This is a genomic window from Mycolicibacterium sichuanense (genome assembly GCF_033741125.1).
Classification (GTDB): Bacteria; Actinomycetota; Actinomycetes; order Mycobacteriales; family Mycobacteriaceae; genus Mycobacterium.
This window is the reverse complement of sequence record NZ_JAWQPU010000001.1, coordinates 1,381,788-1,404,293: the sequence shown is the minus strand read 5'-3', so window position 1 is coordinate 1,404,293 and position 22,506 is coordinate 1,381,788. Positions and strand designations below refer to the sequence as shown.

The following is a 22,506-nucleotide window of genomic DNA, read 5'->3' as shown; positions in this document are numbered from 1 at the left end:
GGGCGTGGCTTCCTCCATGAGCGCCAAGCGCGTCGCGTCCCATGCCCTGAGCCGGATCTTGAAGTTGCCGGCCCCGACGACGGACTACACCGTGCGCCGCGGGCTGCCCGTCCGCATGCGCGACGGCGTCGACCTGGTGGCCGACCACTACGTGCCCGCCACCACCGCGCCGGCGGGCACCCTGCTGGTGCGCTCGCCCTACGGCCGCGGCTTTCCCTTCTCCAGCCTATTCGGCAGCGTCTACGCGGCGCGGGGCTATCACGTCGTGATCCAAAGCGTGCGAGGCACATTCGGATCCGGCGGTGAGTTCACGCCGATGATCCACGAGGTGGCCGACGGCGCCGACACCGCTGCCTGGTTGCGGGACCAGCCGTGGTTCACCGGCTCGTTCGCCACGATCGGGCTGTCCTATCTCGGGTTCACGCAGTGGGCCATGCTGATGGACCCGCCGCCCGAGCTGACGGCGGCGATCATCACCGTCGGCCCCCACGACTTCAGTGCCTCGTCCTGGGGCACCGGGTCGTTCAGCCTCAACGACTTCCTGGGCTGGAGCCAGATGGTCGCCCGTCAGGAGGACGGCAACCGACTGCTCGGCCAGCTTCGACAGGGCCGCGCCCGCCGGCGGGTGGCCCAGACCGCCAACCAGATCCCGATGGGCGCGGCGGGCCGGGCATTGCTCGGCGCCGGAGCACCCTGGTGGGAGTCATGGGTCGAGCACCCCGACGTCACCGACCCGTTCTGGACGCCGCTCAGGCTCACCGAGGCGCTCGATCGGGTCGACGTCCCGGTACTGCTCGTCAGCGGGTGGCAGGACCTGTTCCTCGAGCAGACCCTCGCCCAGTTCCAGCACCTGCGCGGCCGCGGCGTGACCACCGCCCTGACCGTCGGCCCGTGGACGCACACCGAGGTCATGACCAAGGGGGCGCCCGCCGTGCTCCGCGAGTCGCTGGCGTGGCTCGACACCCATCTCGGCGGCCGACCTGCCGCGCCCCGCAGCCCGGTGCGCGCCTACGTCAACCACGGCGACTGGCTCGAACTCGGCGACTGGCCCCCGACGATGCCCCGGCTGGTGTGGTATCTGCAACCGGCACACCGGCTTTCGCAGACCGAGCCCGGCGCCGATGGGGCGCCGTCACACTTCACCTTCGACCCGACCGACCCCACTCCCACCATCGGTGGCCGGCTGCTGTCCCCCGAGGGCGGATACCGCGACGACACCCGCCTGGCCCTGCGCGCCGACGTCGTCGACTACACCAGCGACCCGCTGCCGGCCGACCTCTACGTCGTCGGCAACCCGGTGGCGGAGCTCAGCCACGCCTGCGACAACCCGAACAACGACGTGTTCGTCCGGCTCGGCGAGGTCACCCCGGACGGCCACTCGACCAACGTCAGCGATGGCTTCGTGCGGCTGACCACCGATCACGGGGTGGTCCGGCTCGAACTCGACGCCGTCGCCCACCGGTTCCGTGCCGGCAACCGGCTACGGGTGCTGGTGGCCGGAGGGTCGCATCCTCGGTTCGCCCGCAATCTGGGTACCGACGAGCCTCCGGTCTCCGGCGCGACCACCAGGCCCGCCCGGCACACCGTGCACCACGGCGCGGGTGGCGTGTCCCGGCTGGTGCTGCCGGCCGGGCCCCAACCACCGTCAGCCGACTGAGGCCGCCACCCGCCTGGCGATCTCGGCGATGGCGGCATCATCGTGCACCGGGTCGGCCCAGGCCGGCGAGAGCGGCAGCTCGACCCAGCTCTTGCATCCCGCGAACGCCGAAGTTCGTTGCAGCACCATCGGTTCGACCAACGGCCGGGCCTGCACCACCAGCACCGTCAGCTGGTGTCGCGGTCGAAAGTCCAGCCGCTCGGTGCGCACCGATTCGGCAGTCCAAATGTGCGTGTCGGCCAGCTCCGCGAGCCCCTCGGGGCGGTTGACCGCCACCGCGGCGACGACCCTGGCCCCGGCACGCACGACGATGCGCTCGTCGGTGCTGTCGAGTGCCGCGGCAGCGAGCACGTCGCGGTGCTCGGGCCGGACGCGTTCGGCGTGCCCGTGCGCCACGGTTGGAAAGAACACGAACTCACCGGCGGCGAGGTCGAAGCGCTTCTCGTGGATGCCCCCCTTGCGCAGCAGTACGGTCTGGCGACCGTCGAGCATGGCGTGGACCGCTGCGCTCCACTCCTTGAGGGCGGTGCTCACGTCGCCGAGAGCCTGGCCCGAACCTCCGGGCGGCGCAGCGGCGGCACCGTCTTCGGCGGCTGCCGCCGCGGCGGGAGCGCCCTCAGCAGGCGCGTGGTGGTTTCGGTGACCTCGGCGACCGCGGCCTCGAAGGCCTCGGCGTTGGCCGCGGTCGGGCGGGTGACGCCGCTGACCTTGCGCACGTATTGCCGCGCGGCGGCTTCGATCTCCTCGTCGGTCGCCGCGGGTTCGAGGCCGCGCAACTCGGTGATGTTCCGGCACATGCCTTCACCATAGGTGGATACGGTGTTGCGATGCCGAGCACCGAAGCAGACGTCCTGGCGGTCGACACCACCGATCGCATCCGCACGCTGACCCTGAACCGCCCGCAGGCCCGCAATGCACTGTCCAGCGCTCTACGGCAACGGTTCTTCGCCGCCCTGCACGACACGGAGACCGATGACGGCGTCGACGTCGTCATCCTCACCGGTGCCGATCCCGTGTTCTGCGCCGGTCTGGACCTCAAGGAACTCGGAGACACCACCGAACTGCCCGACATCTCGCCCAAGTGGCCGGCCATGACCAAACCGGTGATTGGCGCCATCAACGGCGCCGCGGTCACCGGTGGCCTCGAGTTGGCGCTGTACTGCGACATCCTGATCGCCTCCGAGAACGCGCGCTTCGCCGACACTCACGCCCGCGTCGGTCTGTTGCCCACCTGGGGGCTCAGCGTGCGGCTGCCGCAGAAGGTCGGCGTGGGGCTGGCCCGGCGCATGAGTCTGACCGGGGACTACCTGTCGGCCGAGGACGCCCTGCGGGCCGGGTTGGTCACCGAGGTGGTCCCCCACGACCAACTGCTGGCGACGGCCCGGCGCGTCGCCGCGACCATCGTCGGCAACGACCAGAGGGCCGTGCGCGCCCTACTCGACTCCTATCACCGCATCGACGAGCAGCAGACCGGCGCCGGGCTGTGGCTGGAGGCGGCGTCGGCACGACGCTGGATGCAGGCCACCTCGGGGGACGACGTCGCGGCAAGCAGGTCAACGGTGATCGAACGCGGCCGCGCGCAGATCCGTTGAAACGATGAGCATTCCGCCGCCCGAGCGCGACGTGCCCGTTGCCGCACCGCGCCCATTCAGCACGCTGGACCTGGTGCTGACACCCGTCTTGAGCGTCGTGCTGCTGCTGTCGTGTGCGGCGGCCTTCGTCGTTTCCATGTTCGCGGCGATGGGTACCGATTCGTGCTCGTCGGATCGGTGCAGCGTCGCGCTGATCGGGCTGGCCTACGCCGTCGCGTGGGGCGGCATCGTCGCCGCGGTCCTCGTCGCAGGGGTGGGTGTACTGGTGTCGGCCCTGGCGCGCAGGACGATGTTCGGTTGGCCCATCACGGGATTGGTGGTGCTCCTCGTCGCGACGCTGCTGGGCGGGGTCCTGCTCGTCACGGCGGTCGGCCGCTGACCTGACGGCGCCGTCGGCTAGGGCAACTAACATGACGGGGTGCCGACGACCAGACGCGGGATCTTGCTGGCAGGTGGCCGGCCCAACATCCTGGTGGTCGTCGTCGACCAGATGCGCGCCCCGCAGTGGTTCCCCGCAACCCACGAGCTGGACGCGCTGCTGCCAAACCTCGCCCGCCTGCGGGCCGCCAGCGTCTCCTTCGGCGGGCACTACACCGCGTCGAACGCGTGCACGCCGTCGCGGGGAGTGATGACGACGGGGCTCTACTCCCACCAGACCGGGTGCCTCTACACCGGCGAGGGGCCCACCGAATCCAGCCTCGCCCCGCAGTTTCCAACGTGGGGCACGATGCTGCGCGAACGGGGCTACCGCACCTGGTGGTGGGGCAAGTGGCATCTCGGCGCCGCCGCCGACACGACGCCCGACGGCCTCGATGCCCACGGGTTCGGAGGTGGCACGTACCCCTCCCCCAACGGCGCACCCAACCAGGGGCTGCAGAAGGATCCCGGGATCACCGACCAGTTCGTCGAGTGGTTCGACGGGCACGCCGCCGACGGTCCGTGGTGCACGACGGTGTCACTGGTCAATCCCCACGACATCATGTGGTGGCCCAAAGTTCCTCTGCCGCAGGATGTTCCGCGCGTGTTCGACGCCAAGCCGGCCAACTTCGAGACACCCGAGGAGCTGGCGCGCCGCGGCAAGCCGCAGCTGCAGATCGACTACGTGGACTTCATCGCACCCCTGATGGCCGGCCGGCTGCCGTTCACCGGCCCGGACGTCGAAGAGCCCTGGGCTCGCGGTCTCGACGTGTACCTGTGGCTGCAGCAGCAGGTCGACACCCAGATCGGCAGGGTGCTGGACACCTTGGCGTCGCGTCCCGAGATCGACCGCAACACCGTCGTCGTCTTCACCTCCGACCACGGCGAGTACGGCGGTTCACACGGGATGCGCGGCAAGGGGGCCGCCATCTACGAGGAGGCGATCCGGGTACCGCTCTACGTCCGGGACCCGTCGGGTCGGCTCACCCCCGACCCCGGATCGGTCCGCACCCAGCTGACCTCGAGCGCGGACCTCGCCCCGCTGCTGCTGACGATCGGAACCGGTGGCAACGGCTGGCGCAGCGACGCCCGGTTCGCGCACCTGCAGGGCCGCGCCGACCTCGCCGCGATCGCCGAGCACGCGACGGCACCCGGCCGCCCCTGGATCGCGCACGTCACCGACGACATCTCCGTCGAGGAGATGGCGACGATGATGTCCTCACGGGGCATGCCGGCCATGCTCAGACCGACCACCGGCCTCGGTGAGGTGCCCACGTCGGCGCCCAGCCACATCGTCGCGGTGCGCACCCCGGACGCAAAGTTCGGGGTGTACTCGCACTGGAAGCCCGGCGGCATCGACGCCGACCCGGCCCGCGACGTCGAGCGCGAACTGTACGACTACTCGACGCCCGCGGGCCTGCGCGAGCTCGACAATCAAGCTGGCCGCAGCCCGCGGCAGCAGGGCCTCCAGGAGCTCCTCGACCACGAGGTGATGGCCGAGATCCGCGCTCCCCTGCCGGCCGCCCTGCAGCAGGCCCAGGAACAGGGCCTGGCGAACTTGGCACAGCTCATCTCGGCTCGCGGCGGCTGAGCTTCAACTCGTCCCGGGGATCAGCCAGCGGCCGGATAGCGCCCGCCACCCCACGAACGCCAGCCGCAGCACCATGAACGTGGTCAGACCGGCCCAGATGCCGAGCAGGCCCCAGCGCAGGATCAACGACAACCAGATCAGCGGCAGGAACCCGACGAGGGCACTCGCCAGCGTCGCGTTGCGCATGAACTTCGCGTCTCCCGCGCCGAGCAGCACCCCGTCGAGGGCGAACACCACCCCGGCAATCGGCAACTGTGCCACCAGGAACCACCACGGCACCCCGATGACGTCGAGCACCGAGTGGTCCGAGGTGAACAGCCGCGGGAACGCCGACGACCCGGCCGCGAAGACCGCGGCGAGCACCGCCGCCGCGACGGTCGAGAAGATCGTCACCCGCCACGCGACCGATCTGGCATGCGCCAGCTGGCCGGCGCCAAGGGCTGCGCCGACGAGCGACTGCGCCGCGATCGCCAGCGAATCCAGCACCAGTGCAAGGAAACTCCACAGCTGCAGCACTACCTGATGGGCGGCGACCGCGGCCGCGCCGAATCGGGCGGCGACCGCGGCGGCCGAGACGAAGCACAGCTGGAACGCCAGCGTGCGCACGACGAGGTCGCGGCCCATCACGACCTGCGCGCGCAGCACCGCCAGGTTCAGCCGCAGCGACACGCGCTCGGCCAGCAGCGCCTGGCAGAACAGCAACGCCGCGATCCACTGCCCGGTCAGGTTGGCCACCGCCGATCCGCTCAACCCCAGCCGGGGCAGGCCCAGCCAGCCGAACACCAGCGTGGGACACAGCACCGCGGACAGCGCGAAGCCGGCGACGACGTACCGCAGCGGTCGCGCGGTGTCCTGGACGCCACGCATCCAGCCGTTGCCCGCCAACGAGATCAGGATCGCAGGTGCACCGAGGATCGCCAGGCGCAGCCACGGCAGTGCGGTATCGGCGAGTTCACCGCCATCGGCGATCACCACCAGGATCGGCACCGCGGCGGCCTCGACGATCAGCACGACCAGCGTCCCCAGCCCGACGGCGAGCCAGGTGGCCTGCACGCCCTCACCGACCGCGGCGGCCCGGTCGCCGGGCCCGAAGAACCGCGCGGCCCGCGCCGTCGTCCCGTAGGACAGGAACGTCAGCTGCGAGGACACCAGCGACAGGATCAGCCCACCGATCGCCAGACTGGCCAGGGCCAGCGCGCCGAGACGTCCGACGACGGCGAGGTCGAACAGCAGATAGATCGGTTCGGCGGCGAGCACACCCAGTGCCGGCAGGGCCAGGCCCGCGATGCGGCGGCCCGTCGCCGCAACCGGTTGGGCCGCTTCAGCCAAGGTGCTCGGCGGCGGGGGCCGTCACGACCGGGGTATCAGCCGAGTACATCCGTCAACGCCTTCACCACGACGTCCGCCGGCCCGATCGCGGAGTAACCGGCCGCCAGCCGGTGCCCGCCACCACCGAAGGCGCTGGCGACGGTGGCCAGATCGACCTGCGACTTCGCGCGCATCGACACCGACCACCGTTGCGGCTCGATCTCCTTGAACACCGCGGACACCTCGGCCTGGGCGGTGGTGCGCACGATGTCGACGATGCTCTCGACTTCCTCGGGCCGCGCGTCGCACCATTCCCGATGTGTCACGACGGCGTACACCAGACCACGGCCGTCGACGGCGGCGGGCAGCAGCTGCGCCGAAGACAGCACGCGCGACAGCATCGAGAGCCAGGAGAACGGGTGAGTGTCCAGCAGCGTGCGACTGATCGATGCGTTGTCGACCCCGAGTTCGAGGAGTCGCGCCGCCAACCGGTGCGCACGGGCACTGGCCCAGCGGAACGAACCGGTGTCCGTGGTCAGACCCGCGTACAGGCAGTGCGCCACCGGCTCGTCCAGCGGCTTGCCCCAGGTGTCTAGCAACTCGGCGACGAGCATCGTCGTCGAGTCCGCCGATGGGTCGACGTAGTTGGCGGTGCCGAACAGCTGATTCGACGCGTGATGGTCGATGACGAGCACCTCGTGGCCCGCGTCGGCCAGCGCCCGCAGCGTTCCCAGCCGGTCGAGGCTGGGAATGTCGACCGTCACGACCAGGTCGCTGTCGTCACGCATGTCCTCGGGGTCGACCAGGAGGTGACCACCGGGCAGCGACTGCAGCGATTCGGGCAGCACCGACGGCGTCGCGAAGCCGACCTCGACTCGCTTGCCGGCCGCCTCGAGGACGAGCGCCAATGCCAGCCCCGCGCCGATGGTGTCCGCATCGGGGAAGACGTGGCACACCACGCTGACCGAATCCGCCGCGTCGAGCAGCTGTGCAGCTCCTCGACCATCGACGCGCATCGATGACCCAGATACCTCAGTCTTCGGGTCGATCGCGGTCATAGGTGTCCTCACGGTCGAGCTCGTCGTCTGGCTCCCCGCCGGTTTCCTCCGCCCCAGAGACACGGTACGGGTCCGCCTCGCCAGCCGGCGTGGCACCCTGCCGAATCCGCGCCAGGTCGGCATCCGCCTGCCTGGCGCGCGCCAACAGATCCTCCATGTGGGCAGCGGTGTCGGGCACCTTGTCCAGGACGAACGTCAACGTGGGCGTGAACCGCACACCGGTGGCCGCGCCCACCCTGGTGCGCAATGTTCCCTTCGCGCGTTCCAGGGCGGCCGCCGCACCGGCGTAGTCCGGTTCGTCCTGCAGCGTCTCGCCGCGGACCGTGTAGAAGATCGTGGCGTCGTGCAGGTCACCCGTCACCTTCGTGTCCGTGACGGTCACGAAGGCCAACGGGGGATCCTTGATCTCGAACTCGATCGCCGAGGCCACCACGGTGGCGATGCGCTTGGAGAGCTTGCGAGCACGTCCAACGTCGACCATTACGCGCGGGCCTTCTCCACGAGCTCGTACGCCTCGATGACATCGCCTTCCTTGATGTCGTTGTACGTCAGCGTCAGACCGCACTCATAACCGTCGCGGACCTCGGTCACGTCGTCCTTCTCCCGCTTGAGCGACGAGATGGTGACCGTCTCGGCCACCACGACGTTGTCGCGGATGAGGCGCGCCTTGGCGTTGCGGCGGATGATGCCCGAGGTGACGAGGCAGCCGGCGATGTTGCCGACCTTCGACGACCGGAAGATCGCCCGGATCTCGGCGCGGCCGAGCTCCTTCTCCTCGTAGACCGGCTTGAGCATGCCCTTGAGCGCGGCCTGAATCTCGTCGATGGCCTGGTAGATCACCGAGTAGTACCGGATGTCGACGCCTTCGCGGTTGGCCAGCTCGGTGGCCTTGCCCTCCGCTCGGACGTTGAAGCCGATGATGATCGCGTTCGAGGCCGATGCCAGGTTGACGTTGGTCTCGGTGACGCCACCGACACCGCGGTCGATGACGCGCAGCTCGACCTCGTCGCCGATGTCGATCCCCAGCAGGGCCTCCTCCAGCGCCTCCACGGTGCCGGAATTGTCGCCCTTGAGGATCAGGTTCAGCTGGCTGGTCTCCTTCAGCGCGGCATCCAGATCGTCCAGGCTGATGCGCTTGCGGCTCCGCGCGGCCAGCGCGTTGCGCTTGCGCGCACTGCGCCGGTCGGCGATCTGACGGGCGATCCGGTCCTCGTCGACTACCAGGAGGTTGTCACCGGCACCCGGCACCGACGTGAAGCCGATGACCTGGACCGGACGCGACGGGAGCGCCTCTTCGACGTCCTCGCCGTGCTCGTCGACCATGCGGCGGACGCGACCGTAGGCGTCGCCCGCCACGATCGAATCGCCGACGCGCAGCGTGCCGCGCTGGATGAGCACCGTGGCCACCGGGCCGCGACCGCGGTCCAGGTGCGCCTCGATCGCCACGCCCTGGGCCTCCATGTCCGGGTTGGCCCGCAGGTCGAGCGTGGCATCCGCGGTCAACAGCACCGCTTCGAGCAACGCGTCGATGTTGGTGCCCTGCTTGGCGGAGATGTCGACGAACATGGTGTCGCCACCGAAGTCCTCGGCCACCAGGTTGTACTCGGTGAGCTGCGCCCGGATCTTGCCCGGGTCGGCGCCCTCCTTGTCGATCTTGTTGACCGCCACGACGATCGGCACGTCGGCCGCCTGCGCGTGGTTGATGGCCTCCACCGTCTGGGGCATGACGCCGTCGTCGGCAGCCACCACCAGGATGGCGATGTCGGTGGCCTTCGCACCGCGGGCACGCATGGCGGTGAACGCCTCGTGACCGGGGGTGTCGATGAAGGTGATCGGACGCTCGTTGCCGTCGTGCTCGACGGCGACCTGGTAGGCACCGATGTGCTGGGTGATGCCGCCGGCCTCGCCCTCGCGGACGGTGGCGTTGCGGATGGTGTCCAGCAGGCGGGTCTTGCCGTGATCGACGTGACCCATGACGGTGACGACCGGCGGCCGGAACTCGAGGTCCTCCTCGCCGCCCTCGTCCTCGCCGTAGGTGAGGTCGAACGACTCGAGCAGTTCGCGGTCCTCGTCCTCCGGGGACACGACCTGCACGACGTAGTTCATCTCGCTGCCGAGCAGCTCCAGCGTCGAGTCGTCCACCGACTGGGTGGCCGTGACCATCTCACCGAGGTTGAACAGCGCCTGCACCAGCGAGGCCGGGTTGGCGTTGATCTTGTCGGCGAAGTCGACGAGCGACGCGCCGCGGGCCAGCCGGATGGTCTCGCCGTTGCCGTGCGGCAACCGCACGCCACCGACGACCGGCGCCTGCATGTTCTCGTACTCGGCGCGTTTTGCCCGCTTCGACTTGCGGCCCCTGCGGACCGCGCCGCCGGGACGACCGAACGCACCCGCCGCGCCACCGCGCTGACCGGGACGGCCGCCGCCGCCACCGCCGCCACCTGGGCGTCCACGGAAGCCACCTGCGGGGGCACCACCCGGGGCACCTGCACCGCCGGCGCCGCCGCCACGGTAGTTACCGCCGCCGCCGGCGCCACCGGGACCACCCGGACGGCCACCGCCGCCGGGCCGACCACCGGGGCCGGGACGCGGTCCACCGGGACGACCGACCGCACCAGGCCGCGCACCTGGCGGACGGGGAGGCATGTTGCCCGGCGTCGCGCCGGGACGAGGTCCACCACCGGGACGCGGGGGGCCGCCCGGACGGGGCGGACCGCCGGCACCCTGCGGCGGACGCGGAGCGGGCCGTTCGACCGGCTGCTGGGTGGAGAACGGGTTGTTGCCGACGCGCGGTGCGCGCGCGGCGGGCTTCGGCGGGCCCGGACGCGGACCCGGGGTGGGTCCGGCGGGGCTGGCCGGGTTGGCTGGCGCAGCCGGCGCGGCGGGAGCCGCCGTGCTGGGCGGAGCTGCCTGGACCTCGGGCTGGACCGGCGCTGGCGCGGCCACTTCTGGCACGACCACCGGCGGCGGTTCGGGCGCGGGGGCCGGCTTCGGCGCGGACGGCCGAGGGCCACCCGGCTTGGGCGCCGTGCTGGTGCCGCCGTTGGCGGAGCCACCACCGGAGCCACCACCGGAGCCACCACCGGAGCCATTGCCGGCAGCTGCCGCCGGAGACGGTGCGGGCGACTTCGCGGGTGCGGGCTTCGATCCGCCACCCAGCGCTTCCCGGAGCCGGCGCGCGACGGGTGCCTCGACGGTCGACGATGCTGATTTGACGAATTCGCCTTGCTCGCTCAGCCGAGCGAGTACTTCCTTGCTGGTGACACCGAGTTCCTTAGCCAACTCGTGCACGCGGGCCTTGCCTGCCACTAAATCTCCTGTCTAGGAGGCGACAGCAGTGGGCCGCGCCTCGGGTTTAGCTATGACGCATGGTCATCGGGACTTCACGGTGTGCTCATGTTCTTCGCTACCTGTTCTGTTGCCGGGCGGACCGAGGCTTCACCAGCTGTGAAGTACTCGACCACCGCGGAGGTGTCCGGCGAACCGGTGATGCGCAACGCTCGAGCGAGTGCCCGCCGCCTGATCGCCACGTGTAGACACTCCTGGTCGGAATGCAGCCACGCACCCCGTCCAGGAAGGTTACCCGCTGTGTCGACGACGACGACGTCTCCGCCATCATCACCGTGCACCGCGGCCACTCGAAGCAACTCGACGGCCAGCCCACGCCTTCGGCATCCGACACACGTCCGCACCGGTCCCTTGGGACTTCTGTGCTGACGCACGCGGGAAGCCGAACTCTCGCGCTGGATCACGGTTCAGTCTACCGTCACGATCACCGCAGAAAGAAACGCGTGTCCGCTACCCCTAGCGAGAGGCCTCCCGGGGCGCCTCGGCGTCCGGGACGGGATCGGCGTCGCTGCGGATGTCGATGCGCCAACCCGTGAGGCGGGCGGCGAGCCGGGCGTTCTGCCCCTCCTTGCCGATGGCCAGCGACAGCTGAAAGTCCGGCACGACGACGCGGGCCGCCCTGGCCGCCTCGTCGATGACGGTCACCGATACCACCTTGGCCGGGGAGAGCGCGTTGGCGACGAACCTGGCGGGATCCTCGTCGAAGTCGATGATGTCGATCTTCTCACCGGACAGCTCGCTCATCACGTTGCGGACCCGCTGCCCCATCGGGCCGATGCAGGCACCCTTGGCGTTCAACCCCGACACCCGCGACCGCACGGCGATCTTCGAGCGGTGCCCGGCCTCGCGGGCCACCGCGACGATCTCCACGGAGTTGTCGGCGATCTCGGGCACCTCCAGCGAGAACAGCTTGCGCACCAGATTGGGGTGCGTCCTGGAAAGCTCGATCTTCGGCTCCCGCGCACCGCGAGTGACCCCGATCACGTAGCAGCGCAACCGGTCTCCGTGTTGGTAGGACTCGCCAGGAACCTGCTCCGCCGGGCGGATCACTCCCTCGGAGCCCTTGGCCTCGGTGCCGAGTCGTACCACGACGTTGCCGCGGGTGTTCTCCCTGGCGTCGCGCTGGACGACGCCGCCGACGATGTCACCCTCACGCGCCGCGAACTCGCCGTACATCCGCTCGTTCTCCGCATCGCGGAAGCGCTGCAGCATCACCTGGCGCGCCGTGGTCGCGGCGACCCGCCCGAAACCCTCTGGCGTGTCGTCCCATTCGCTGATCACGTTGCCGTCGGCGTCGGTCTCGCGGGCCAGCACCCTGACGATGCCGCTCTTGCGGTCGATGTCGATGCGCGCGTCGGCCTCGTGGCCCTGGGTGTGACGGTAGGCGGTCAGCAACGCCGACTTGATGGTCTCCAGCAGTTCGTCGACCGAGATTCCCCGGTCCACTTCGATGGCATGCAACGCACCCATGTCGATGTTCACTCTTCACCCTCCTTGCCAGACACCCCGGCCAACTCGAGTTCGAGTGGATTCGGTGGTGAGAACTCCACCTGGACAACGGCTTTGGCAACGTCGTCGATGGAGAGTTCGTGAATGGTCGGCGCCTTGCGGCGATCGGCGACCACGAGTTGGAGCGTACGGCCGACGAGTTCGCCGACGCGTCCGCACAGCTGGGAGCCGTCGTGCAGCGTCACCTCGACCTTGCGCCCCCTGGCGCGTCGGTAGTGACGCTCGGCGGTCAGCGGCCGGTCCACCCCGCGCGAGGTGACCTCGAGCAGATACGGGGCCTCGTCGACCGAATCGTCGAGCTGGTCCAGCAGCTCGGATGCCAACCGGGACAGGGACGCCAGCGCTTCGAGGTCGAGTCCTTCGTCGCCGTCGGCGATGACCACGATGCGCGGCGGACGCGAGGCGGCGTCGATGGTGACGTCCTCGACCTCGTAGCCGGCGCGCGCGAACTCGCCTTCGAGCAGCTCGATCGCCTGCTGGGGAGACGGCAACCGCGCAGACCGTAGCGGATTCTCCGGTGCCACGGTGAGCTCCTCGTCTTGAGTTGTACGGACATGGTTCCGCCCTGGGTGGGGCGCAACCGAGTGTCAACGATACGCCAGCCGCAGAGGGGCAACGGGCAAACGTCCGGCAGCGCGGACCGGATCGAGGCGCGGCGGCATCGTGCGGGCGGGATGGCAGGATGTCGTTGTGCCGACCGCCCCAGCCACCGTCAGCCGACGGCGCGTTCTGGTCGGCGCGGCAGCGATGGCGCTGCTCGGGGGCACCGTCACCACCGCCTGCGGTTCGACGCCCCCGGTCGAACAGGTCGACGCACTGGTGGCTCAACTGCAACGCGCCAACGACGACGCCGGTCTCGCGAGCAAGGCCGCCGCCACGGCAGCACCGACGGTGTCGGCCGCCCTGACCGCGATCGCCCAGCAGCGCGCCGCGCACGCCAGCGCCCTCACCGACGAGATAACCAGGATCTCCGGTCAGACCCCGGTCACCTCGACGAGCTCATCCCCGACGAGCGCGACCCCCACGACCTCGGCACCTCCGCCGAAACCAACCACCGCCGCCGACGTCGCCGCCGCGCTGCGGCGGTCCGCCGACGGTGCCTCGCTGCTGGCGACCCAGCAGTCGGGATACCGTGCCGGGCTCCTCGGCTCGATCGCCGCGGCGTGCACGGCCGCCTACACCGTCGCCCTGGCGAACCTGGGACCGACGGCATGACCTCACCGGACCCCACGACGTCGGTGAACCCACAGCGGCCATCCGATCCCGCCGACGCCGCTCTGTTCGACGCGGTGGCCGCCGAGCATGCCGCCGTCTACGGCTACGGATTGGTGTCGGCGCACTCGACACCCGACCTCAACGACCTGGTGTCCGAATCCCTGGCCGGACATCGTGAGCTGCGCGAGGAAGGCATCGCGCGGCTGGCGGCCCGCAAGGCGCCGGCGCCGGTCCCCGCGGTCGGCTATCGGATGCCCTTCGACGTCGCCACTCCCACCGCCGCGGAGAAGCTCGCCGTGCGGATGGAGGAGGACTGCGCGGTCGCGTGGCGGGCGGTCCTCGAACAGGCCAAGGCGAGCGACGACCGCCAGCTCGCCGTCACCGCGATGACCCGGGCCGCGGTGACCGCCGCCAAGTGGCGCTCGGTGCTCGGCGTCGTGCCGAGCACCGTGGCATTCCCCGGCGGCTCGGAATAGCTAACCGGCGAGCCTGGCGGCGATCGTGGCCGCCGCGCCGTCGACCGCAATCTCCTCGACCTCGCCGGTGAACCGGTTGCGCAGCTCGACGACGCCGTTGGCCCAGCCCCTGCCGACCACGACGAGCCAGGGCACGCCGAGCAGTTCGGCGTCCTTGAACTTCACCCCCGGCGACATCTTGCGGTCGTCGAGCACCGGCTCGATCCCGAGGCGGTCCAGCTCGCCAGCCAATTCCGTTGCGCCGGTGCGGGCTTCGTCATCCTTGTTGGCGATGACGACGTGCACGTCGAACGGCGAGACCGCGGCCGGCCAGCGCAGGCCGATCTCGTCGTGGTTCTGCTCGGCGATCACGGCGACCATCCTGGACACGCCGACGCCATAGGAGCCCATGGTCAGCCGCACCGGCTTGCCGTCCTCGCCGAGCACGTCGGCCTTGAACGCCTCGGCGTACTTGCGCCCGAGCTGGAAGATGTGGCCGATCTCGATGCCACGGGCCGACACCAGCGGACCCGCACCATCGGGCGACGGGTCGCCGTCGCGCACCTCGGCGGCCTCGATCGTTCCGTCGGGGACGAAGTCCCGGCCGGCGACCAGCCCGACGACGTGCTTGCCCTTCTCGTCAGCCCCCGTGATCCACGCGGTCCCGTCGACCACTCGCGGGTCGACGAGATAGCGAACGCCGTTGGCCAGCAAGCCCTTCGGACCGATGTACCCCTTTGCCAGGAAGGGATTCCTGGCGAAGTCGGCATCGTCGAGCAGGGCGTACTCGGCCGGTTCGAGAGCCGCACCGAGCCGCTTGTCGTCGACTTCGCGGTCACCGGGCACGCCGACGGCCAGCAGCTCCCACTCCCCTCCCGGCTCACGCACCTTGAGCAGGATGTTCTTCAGCGTGTCCGCGGCGGTGACGGGACGGTCGGCGAACTCGGGCAGACCGGCGCCGTTGGCCCAGTCGACGAGGGTGGCGATCGTCGGGGTGTCACCGGTGTCGTGCACGACGGCAGGAGGCAGTCCGTCGAAGGGAATCGCCTCGGGCTGTGCGGTGACGACGGCCTCGACGTTGGCCGCGTAACCGGACTGCAGGCACCGGACGAACGTATCCTCGCCGACCTCGCTCTCGGCGAGGAACTCCTCGGACGCGCTGCCGCCCATGGCGCCGGATACCGCCGAGACGATGACGTAGCGCACCCCCAGGCGGGCGAAGATGCGCTGGTAGGCCTCACGATGGGCGTGGTAGGCCTGCTTGAGGCCGTCGTCGTCGACGTCGAAGCTGTAGGAGTCCTTCATCACGAATTCGCGCCCGCGCAGGATGCCGGCGCGGGGGCGCGCCTCGTCGCGGTACTTGGTCTGGATCTGGTACAGCCGCAGCGGGAAGTCCTTGTAGGAGGAATACTCCCCCTTCACGGTCATGGTGAAGATCTCCTCGTGGGTCGGCCCGAGGAGGTAGTCGTTGCCGCGCCGGTCCTTGAGCCGAAACAGCGTGTCGCCATACTCGGTCCACCGGTTGGTGGTCTCGTACGGCGCCCGAGGCAGCAGCGCGGGAAGCAGGATCTCTTGTCCGCCAATGGCATTCATCTCTTCCCGGATGATCTGCTCGATCTTGCGGAAGACCCGCAGGCCCAGCGGCAACCAGCTGTACAGACCGGGACCGATCGGGCGGACGTAACCAGCCCTGATCAGCAGCTTGTGGCTGGGAACCTCGGCGTCGGCTGGGTCGTCGCGCAGGGTGCGCAGGAAGAGTTCGGACATGCGGGTGATCACAGGCGACAACCTTAATCAGTCGCGACCCTCCCACGTGCAGACGCACACCTCGTTGCCCTCGGGATCGGCCAGCACCCAGAATGCGGGGGCGGCGTCGTCGGCGCGCAGCGTGCCCCCGGCCGCCAACGCCGCGGCGATGCGTGAGCGCGCGCATTCGGGCGGGACGTCGACGTCGAGGTGGATGCGGTTGCGCTGAGGCCGGGGCGCGTCCATCTGCTGGAACCAGATGGCTGGGCCGCGCCGGAGCGGGTCGAGCAGGGCGCCGGCGGGCAGGTCGGACGGCCCTGGCTCGTCGACGTAGCCGGTGACGGCCTGCCAGAACGGCCTGATAAGAGCGATGTCCATGGCGTCGATGGCGATCTCGACCAGCTGCGGTGCCACGCCCCCGATGCCCGGGGTCGTCCGCAGCCCGCGAGCCGTCAGGGCGTCGGTCACCCGCCGCGCGATGCGCAGATCGGCCTCGGTGACGGCACCGGCGGTCGAGGTGTGCAGCCGCAGCACCACGCGCTCGGCGTGCAGGTCGGCGCTCAGGTGGCCGTCGCCATCGGTGCCCGCGGCCGCGACCGCGATCGATGCGGCGTCGGCCGCGGCGGCCAGCGACGGGACCGCGACGTGGGTGACGGCGACGCCGAGGACCAGTCGCCAGCCAAGCGGATCTACGGCGTCGGAGATCTGCTGACGGGTGAGCGTGGCTGCCATGTGGTCACGCTAGCGGCGGCCGCCGACAACCGGGCGCTACAGTTCGCCAGCCTCGACCGCTTCCTTGGTGTGCTGCGCCCGGGCGATGTCGCGGGCCGAGAAACCGATCCAGAACGCGGCGATGCCGACCAGGATCGAGACGCCGGCGACCCAGAGCAGCGAGTAGGTGTAGCCGTAGCCGAGCGCGTCGAGCTGGGCCGGCGTCATGTTCTTCACCGGCCCGGTGGTGCCGCCCAGGTAGAGGGTGCGAGAGGTCTGCACGGCCATGATCACGACCAGGACCAGCGGGCCACCGAGGTTCTGCACCATCAGCGTGATGGCCGATACGGGGCCGATCTCGCGGGGTCCGACGCCGGCGACCGCACAGAGCGGCAGCACCACCGAGATGATGCCGATGCCGAAGCCCCCGATGACGATCGGCAGGAACAGATCCGGGAAGTACGGGATGCTGCGGTCCAGCGTGGACCCGTAGAGCATCGCCGCCAGCACGAACAGGCCGCCGCCGATGATCAGCCAGCGCGGCGCGATCAGCGGTGCGAGCTTGGTGGCAAGCACGTTGCCCACGCCAACGGCCACCGCGAACGGCAGGAAGCAGATCCCGGCGCGCAGCGCCGAATACCCCAGTACGTCCTGGGCCAGCAGGCCAACCATCACGGTCACGGTGAGCAGCACTCCGCCGCCGAGGAACCAGGCCAACAGCGTCATCACGCGGTTGCGCTCGTTGAAGATCGAGAAGGGCACCAGGGGATTCTCGGCACTGCGCTCGGCGAACAGGAACGACACGAAGAAGGCCACCGACGCGACGGCCGCACCGATCACCCACGGGTCGACCCAGCCGCGCGGCGGGCCCTGGGTGAACACCAGGACCGCCGACGTACAGCCCAGCGTGGCCAGCAGTGCGCCCGTGACGTCGAGCTTGAGACGTTCGTGATGGGTCTCCCCGATGCGCAGCCACGCGATGACGACGATCACGATGCCGATGGGGACGTTCATCAGGAACGCCAGCCGCCACGAGATGACGGTGAGCAGCCCGCCCAGCACCAGGCCTAGCACCGACCCGATGGCCTGCATGCCCGCCGACACCGCCATGGCCTGGTTCCTGGCTTGGCCGACGGCGTAGGTGGTGGCGATCAGCGCGAGGCCGGTGGGCGCGGAGACGGCGGCGCCGATGCCCTGCAGCGCCCTGGCGGCGATCAGCGTGTATTCGTCGTTGGCCAGTCCGCAGACCAGCGAGGCAATGGTGAAGACCCCGACCCCGGACAGGAACGCGCGCTTCTGCCCGATCGCGTCACCGACCCGTCCGCCGAGCAGCAGCAGGCCTCCGAAGGTCAGTACGTAGGCGGTGATGACCCAGCTCTTGCCGGCGTCGGAGAGATCGAGATCGGCCTGCATGCGGGGCAGCGCAACGATGACGATGGTGCCGTCGAGGGTCGACATGAGTTGCATGCCGGTGATGGCGACGATTGCGATGCCGAGGACGGACGACGCCAGCGGCGCTGTCGGGTGCTCGGTGGAACCTGGAGTACCGGGCATTTGCCGATCACCGTACCCAGCACCGCGAGTGGCGAAACCCGAATCGACCCCAGCGGGCTAGCCGATGTCGGCGGTCGCGGCGTTCTCGCGCTGCGCCGTCAGCTCGGCCAGCCTGCCCTGCAACGCCTCGGTGACCAGTCCCCAGGCGTCCGAACCCAGCACCAGCCGCCGGGGCGGATCGGCGGAGTCGACCGCCCGGACGATGGCTGCGACCGTCTTCTCCTGGCTGTCCACCATGTCGTCGACGGACAGCGGCGCGCGATCGGCGGGACCGCCACGGTAGGGCTCACTGAGCGGGACCCTGGCGGCGGCGTCGAAGAAACCGGTGCGCACGACGCCGGGCTCGACGAGCGTGGTCCGGATGCCGAACGGGGCGACTTCCTGCGCCAGCGCCTCGTAGAAGCCCTCGATCCCCCACTTGGTGAGGTGATAGAGGGAGAACGCGGGGAACGCGAGATGACCCCCCATGCTCGACATCTGGACGAGGTGGCCGCCACCCTGCGCGCGCAGGTGCGGGATGGCTGCCCTGGCGAGCTGGACGGAGCCCGTCAGGTTGGTGTCGATCATCTCGGTGATCTGCTGATCGGTGACGTCCTCGGCGACGCCGAACACGCCGAAGCCGGCATTGGAGACCACGACGTCGATGCGGGAATGCGACGCGAAGGCGGCGTCGACCACCGAGCGCACCGCTGCGGTTTCGGTGACGTCGAGGGCTCGCACCCAGAGCCGTTCGCCGTAACGGCCGGCCAGATCGCGGAGCTGGTCGGTGTTGCGAGCGGTGGCCGCCACGTGATCCCCGCGGGCCAGGAGTTGCTCCACGAGTTCGCGCCCCATTCCCCGCGATGCTCCGGCAATGAACCAGGTCTTCGACATCCCTCGTCTCCTTCGCCGTCCGATGGTTCCTCTGGGTAAACAGCCGCACCGGGCTGTGGCAATCCATGTCGGAGATGACGGTCTTGGATCGCAGCCATACGCTCTGGACATGTCTACGGCGCCGCGGATGGACGCGATGACGCTCACCGGGTTGCGGGTCTGCCGGGAGATTGCGCTCCTGGGGTCGTTCACGGCGGCGGCGCGGTCGCTGGGATATTCGCAACCCGCCGTATCGCGCCAGGTCTCCGCCATGGAGGCCGCGGCCGGCATGGCCCTGTTCGTCCGCAACGCGCGCGGGGCCAGCCTCACCTCCGCGGGCTGCGCCGTCGTCGCCCAAGCCGGGCGCATCCTCGCCGACGTCGACTCCCTGCGCCGCGATCTCGACGGCCTCGGCGACCGCCTGGCCGGCCAGGTGCGGATCGGAGTGTTCCCCACGGCGGCAGCGGTTCTCGCGCCAAGGGCGATCGCATTGCTCGCCGTCGAGCATCCCGGACTCACGGTGCGACTCGGTGAGGCGTCCACGCCGTCGCTGCTTCGCGACCTGCGGTCGGGCCGGCTCGCCGTCGCGGTGATCGGGGTCGGCGCCGGCCTGTCCGACTACGACCTCGACGGACTCGGCGTGCATCAGGTGTTCGACGGGGACCTGTGCGTCGCCGTTCCCGCCGACCATCGACTCGCCGCGGCGACGTCCCCCGTCACGGTCGGGGACCTGGCCGGTGAGCCCTGGGTGGTCGGCGAGGGTGGCCTCGGCGAGCCGCAATTCCATGCCTGGCCGACGTTGGCCGACCCCATCGTGGCCCACCGGACGCGAGGGTGGCCGGCCCGCCTTGGGATGGTAGCCGCGGGGCTGGGCGTCTGCCTGGTCCCCGAACTGGCTGCGCCGTCGGTGCCCGACGGCGTGGCGGTCGTACGCGTCGACGACCCGAACTGGTTGGGCCGTCGCACACTGGCGGTCACCGGCCCCGCGCCGGGCGGGGAGGTTCTGGCCGTGGTCGAGGCGCTCGCGGTGGCCAGTCGCGGCATCCGCGCCGGCGGACACTGATCCCGACGTCTCGCTGGGCGGCGGGCATCTCCGTCGCTCAGGCGGCAAACCGAACAGCCATGAGCTACTGCCAGCCGAAGTGTGCTGACATCACCGCGTCGCGCACGGCAGGGCACCGAGGCCGACGTGCCTGAATCACGAATAAATGCAGGTGAGTGCGCTGTGTATTTTGTGGCGATCGACTGGGAGTCGTGTCGGAAGGCAGCGCCTGGGGTAACCCGGAGCGCCGGGGTTGCGATAGAAGTTGCGTGATAGCAACGACGAGAAGGGAAGATTGGCCATGACGACGCTCAATCCATGGAGCAGGGTGGCGGCCAGTGCGGCCATCTCGGCTTCGCTGTTCGGATCGGCCCTTGGGTTGGTCCCGGCGTTGGCGCACGCCGCGCCGCCGCCCTGCCCGCCCGGCCAGGGTTGCCCCGGTGGGCCCGGCGACCAAGGGCCTGGCGGACCACCCGGCGGACCCGGTGACCCTGGCGGACCGGGTGGCCCTGGCGGACCTGGGTGGAACCACCCAGATGGACCCGGATGGCACCCAGACGGACCCGGATGGCAGCCGGGCGGACCGGGCGGGCCCGGCGGACCCCCGCCACCCGCGGGGTGGCAGCCGGGGCCCGTTCCTCCGCCACCGGCATGGCAACAGCCGATCGCGCCACCGCCCTGGGCTCCGCCACCACCGCCACCACCGCCGTGGCAGCCCGACGCACCCGTCGTATGGGATGGCGGGCAGAACGGGTGGGGTTTCTGGCTCGGCCCGATCTGGATTCCGCTCTGATCGATGCGTTCGTCACGACGACCGCGGCGGCGCTGATGTTCAGCGCCGCCGCGGTGTCGTCCTGGGTGAAGCTGTAGGCGATCAGATCTCGCCCGCGTCGATCGCTTCCTTGACTTCCTGCGCCTGAGCGACCTGCTCCGCGGTGTAACCGATGAACAAGGCCACCACGCCGACGATCACGGCCACCGCCGCGACCCACAGCAACCCGTAGGTGTAGCCCTGGTCGAGCGCGTGCAGCTGCGCGGCATTCATGTTCTTCACCGGACCCGTCGTGCCGCCGAGGTACAGGGTGCGCGAGGTGATGACGGCCTGGATGATCGCGAGCACGACGGGGCCGCCGAGGTTCTGCAGCATCAGCGCGATCGCGGAGACCGGGCCGATCTCGTCGAAACCGACGCCCGCAATGGCCGACACGGTCAGTGGCACGACGATCATGCCGATGCCGAAGCCGCCCACCGTGATCGGGATGACGAGATTCGGGAAGTACGGGATGTCGCCGTTGAGCGTCGAGCCGTAGAGCATCGCGGCGAGCACCGTGACACCGCCGCCGATCACCAGCAGGCGGGGCGGGAAGATCGACACCAGATATGACGACAGGCCCAGTCCGACGCCGAGTGCGATGACGAACGGGATGAAGCCGATGCCGGCGTGCAGGGCGCTGTAGCCCATGATGTCCTGCACGTACAAACCGATCAGCACGGTCAGCGTGAACATGATGCCGCCGCCGAGGAACACCGCCGCGAAGGTGGCGACCCGGTTGCGCTCGCGAAACAGGCTGAACGGCACGACGGGGTTGACCGCAGTGCGCTCGACGTAGAGGAACGCCCCGAAGAAGACGAACGCCGCCGCGCAGGACGTGACGGTCAACGCCGAGGTCCACCCCTTCTCCGGCCCCATCGAGAACCCGAAGACGGCGGCGGTGCAGGCCAGCGTCGCCAGGATCGCACCCGCGGCGTCGAGCTTCATCCGCTCCTTGTGCGTCTCGCGCAGCGTCCGGCGGGCGAGGTAGATCATCAGCAGGCCGACGGGCACGTTGACCAGGAACGCCCAGCGCCAGGAGAACTCCGTGAGGAACCCGCCGACGACGAGACCCATCACCGATCCGACGCCGGTCATCGCGGCGAACACGGCCGTGGCCGTATTCCGGGCGGGGCCCTTTGGGAACGTGGTGGCGATCAGCGCCAACCCGGTCGGTGAGGCGATGGCGGACCCGACGCCCTGCGCCAGCCTGGCGATGACCAGGGTCGTCTCGTCCCAAGCCACGCCGCACAGGATCGAGGCGATGGTGAACAGCGCGACGCCGACGATGAAGGTTCGCTTGCGGCCGATGGTGTCGCCGAGGCGTCCGCCCAGCAGCATGAGGCCGCCGAAGGTCAGGACGTAGGCCGTGATGACCCAGCTGCGGCCCGCGTCGGACAGGTTGAGCTCGTCCTGGATCTTCGGCAGCGCGACGATCGCGACGGTGCTGTCCATCGTGGCCAGCAGCTGCATGCCGCCGATCGCGATGACCGCCGCGATGAAACGGCGCGAGGGCAACCACGCCGGGTACCAACTGCTGCGCACGATCTGGGTCTGGGTGATGGGCATGGGGAGCGCTCGCTCACCGGCGCCTTCCGCATCACGTTCGATGGCGGCGCGCTCCGCGTCGTTGAGAGCCG

General features: G+C 70.1%; 22 protein-coding genes. 8 read left to right on the top strand and 14 right to left on the bottom strand.

What is annotated here, in order from left to right:
- Positions 1 to 16 precede the first annotated feature (16 nt).
- On the top strand, positions 17 to 1,657 hold the full coding sequence (locus SBI80_RS06790; RefSeq protein ID WP_318973736.1) for a CocE/NonD family hydrolase: 1,641 nt from the start codon (positions 17 to 19) through the stop codon (positions 1,655 to 1,657).
- On the opposite strand, the gene SBI80_RS06785 is transcribed toward SBI80_RS06790, so the two are convergent.
- Both SBI80_RS06785 and SBI80_RS06780 read right to left on the bottom strand, forming a co-directional pair.
- The gene (locus SBI80_RS06785) at positions 1,646 to 2,191 is read right to left on the bottom strand and encodes a DUF1802 family protein (protein WP_318973604.1); all 546 of its coding nucleotides are present in this window, start codon (positions 2,189 to 2,191) and stop codon (positions 1,646 to 1,648) included. The genes SBI80_RS06790 and SBI80_RS06785 overlap by 12 nt on opposite strands.
- Positions 2,188 to 2,454, bottom strand: coding sequence for a DUF2277 domain-containing protein (locus tag SBI80_RS06780; protein ID WP_318973603.1), 267 nt, complete (start codon positions 2,452 to 2,454; stop codon positions 2,188 to 2,190). Before SBI80_RS06780 ends, SBI80_RS06785 begins: the two co-directional genes overlap by 4 nt.
- Before the next feature lie 30 nt (positions 2,455 to 2,484).
- Here SBI80_RS06780 and SBI80_RS06775 point away from each other — a divergent pair, with 30 nt between their 5' ends.
- Genes SBI80_RS06775 through SBI80_RS06765 form a run of 3 tightly spaced genes read left to right on the top strand, consistent with a single transcriptional unit; the run spans position 2,485 to position 5,257 of the window.
- Positions 2,485 to 3,249, top strand: coding sequence for an enoyl-CoA hydratase (locus SBI80_RS06775; RefSeq protein WP_318973602.1), 765 nt, complete (start codon positions 2,485 to 2,487; stop codon positions 3,247 to 3,249).
- A gap of 4 nt (positions 3,250 to 3,253) precedes the next feature.
- The gene (locus SBI80_RS06770; protein WP_318973601.1) at positions 3,254 to 3,628 is read left to right on the top strand and encodes a hypothetical protein; all 375 of its coding nucleotides are present in this window, start codon (positions 3,254 to 3,256) and stop codon (positions 3,626 to 3,628) included.
- A 39-nt stretch (positions 3,629 to 3,667) separates the two neighbouring features.
- The gene (locus tag SBI80_RS06765; protein ID WP_318973600.1) at positions 3,668 to 5,257 is read left to right on the top strand and encodes a sulfatase-like hydrolase/transferase; all 1,590 of its coding nucleotides are present in this window, start codon (positions 3,668 to 3,670) and stop codon (positions 5,255 to 5,257) included.
- A 3-nt stretch (positions 5,258 to 5,260) separates the two neighbouring features.
- Here SBI80_RS06765 and SBI80_RS06760 read toward each other — a convergent pair whose 3' ends face one another.
- The 7 genes from SBI80_RS06760 to rimP form a co-directional block, all read right to left on the bottom strand.
- On the bottom strand, positions 5,261 to 6,586 hold the full coding sequence (locus tag SBI80_RS06760; protein ID WP_318973599.1) for an MATE family efflux transporter: 1,326 nt from the start codon (positions 6,584 to 6,586) through the stop codon (positions 5,261 to 5,263).
- A gap of 35 nt (positions 6,587 to 6,621) precedes the next feature.
- Positions 6,622 to 7,623 (bottom strand): DHH family phosphoesterase, encoded by a 1,002-nt coding sequence (locus tag SBI80_RS06755; RefSeq protein ID WP_318973598.1) that lies wholly within the window; start codon positions 7,621 to 7,623, stop codon positions 6,622 to 6,624.
- Positions 7,598 to 8,104 carry a 30S ribosome-binding factor RbfA gene (gene rbfA, locus SBI80_RS06750; RefSeq protein ID WP_318973597.1) on the bottom strand — a complete coding sequence of 169 codons (507 nt, stop codon included), beginning with the start codon at positions 8,102 to 8,104 and terminating at the stop codon, positions 7,598 to 7,600. Before rbfA ends, SBI80_RS06755 begins: the two co-directional genes overlap by 26 nt.
- Positions 8,104 to 10,932 carry a translation initiation factor IF-2 gene (gene infB, locus SBI80_RS06745; RefSeq protein ID WP_318973596.1) on the bottom strand — a complete coding sequence of 943 codons (2,829 nt, stop codon included), beginning with the start codon at positions 10,930 to 10,932 and terminating at the stop codon, positions 8,104 to 8,106. Before infB ends, rbfA begins: the two co-directional genes overlap by 1 nt.
- Before the next feature lie 74 nt (positions 10,933 to 11,006).
- The gene (locus SBI80_RS06740; RefSeq protein ID WP_318973595.1) at positions 11,007 to 11,252 is read right to left on the bottom strand and encodes a DUF448 domain-containing protein; all 246 of its coding nucleotides are present in this window, start codon (positions 11,250 to 11,252) and stop codon (positions 11,007 to 11,009) included.
- Between the two features lie 175 nt (positions 11,253 to 11,427).
- Positions 11,428 to 12,453: a transcription termination factor NusA gene (gene nusA / locus SBI80_RS06735; RefSeq protein ID WP_318973594.1), complete on the bottom strand. Its 1,026-nt coding sequence runs from the start codon at positions 12,451 to 12,453 to the stop codon at positions 11,428 to 11,430.
- Positions 12,450 to 13,004, bottom strand: coding sequence for a ribosome maturation factor RimP (gene rimP, locus SBI80_RS06730; protein WP_318973592.1), 555 nt, complete (start codon positions 13,002 to 13,004; stop codon positions 12,450 to 12,452). Before rimP ends, nusA begins: the two co-directional genes overlap by 4 nt.
- Positions 13,005 to 13,170: 166 nt before the next feature.
- Here rimP and SBI80_RS06725 point away from each other — a divergent pair, with 166 nt between their 5' ends.
- Positions 13,171 to 13,695, top strand: a complete 525-nt coding sequence (locus SBI80_RS06725) for a hypothetical protein (protein ID WP_318973591.1) — start codon at positions 13,171 to 13,173, stop codon at positions 13,693 to 13,695.
- Positions 13,692 to 14,171, top strand: coding sequence for a ferritin-like domain-containing protein (locus SBI80_RS06720; protein WP_318973590.1), 480 nt, complete (start codon positions 13,692 to 13,694; stop codon positions 14,169 to 14,171). Before SBI80_RS06725 ends, SBI80_RS06720 begins: the two co-directional genes overlap by 4 nt.
- On the opposite strand, the gene SBI80_RS06715 is transcribed toward SBI80_RS06720, so the two are convergent.
- From SBI80_RS06715 to SBI80_RS06700, 4 genes are read right to left on the bottom strand one after another with little or no spacing between them, the layout of a single operon-like run.
- Complete coding sequence (locus tag SBI80_RS06715) at positions 14,172 to 15,929, bottom strand: proline--tRNA ligase (protein ID WP_318973589.1); 1,758 nt, start codon at positions 15,927 to 15,929, stop codon at positions 14,172 to 14,174.
- A gap of 15 nt (positions 15,930 to 15,944) precedes the next feature.
- Positions 15,945 to 16,628, bottom strand: a complete 684-nt coding sequence (locus SBI80_RS06710) for a VOC family protein (RefSeq protein WP_318973588.1) — start codon at positions 16,626 to 16,628, stop codon at positions 15,945 to 15,947.
- Between the two features lie 36 nt (positions 16,629 to 16,664).
- Positions 16,665 to 18,161, bottom strand: coding sequence for an MFS transporter (locus SBI80_RS06705; protein ID WP_318973587.1), 1,497 nt, complete (start codon positions 18,159 to 18,161; stop codon positions 16,665 to 16,667).
- A gap of 57 nt (positions 18,162 to 18,218) precedes the next feature.
- A complete protein-coding gene (locus tag SBI80_RS06700; protein WP_318973586.1) occupies positions 18,219 to 19,034 on the bottom strand; it encodes an SDR family oxidoreductase in 816 nt (271 codons plus the stop codon).
- A gap of 109 nt (positions 19,035 to 19,143) precedes the next feature.
- On the opposite strand from SBI80_RS06700, the gene SBI80_RS06695 reads away from it, so the two are divergent.
- Together SBI80_RS06695 and SBI80_RS28220 are read left to right on the top strand one after the other, a co-directional pair.
- Entirely contained in the window at positions 19,144 to 20,076 is a 933-nt protein-coding gene (locus SBI80_RS06695) for a LysR family transcriptional regulator (protein WP_318973585.1), read from the top strand.
- Between the two features lie 525 nt (positions 20,077 to 20,601).
- On the top strand, positions 20,602 to 20,925 hold the full coding sequence (locus tag SBI80_RS28220) for a hypothetical protein (protein ID WP_413232642.1): 324 nt from the start codon (positions 20,602 to 20,604) through the stop codon (positions 20,923 to 20,925).
- A gap of 4 nt (positions 20,926 to 20,929) precedes the next feature.
- Here SBI80_RS28220 and SBI80_RS06685 read toward each other — a convergent pair whose 3' ends face one another.
- A complete protein-coding gene (locus SBI80_RS06685; protein WP_413232668.1) occupies positions 20,930 to 22,435 on the bottom strand; it encodes an MFS transporter in 1,506 nt (501 codons plus the stop codon).
- Between the last annotated feature and the right edge of the window lie 71 nt (positions 22,436 to 22,506).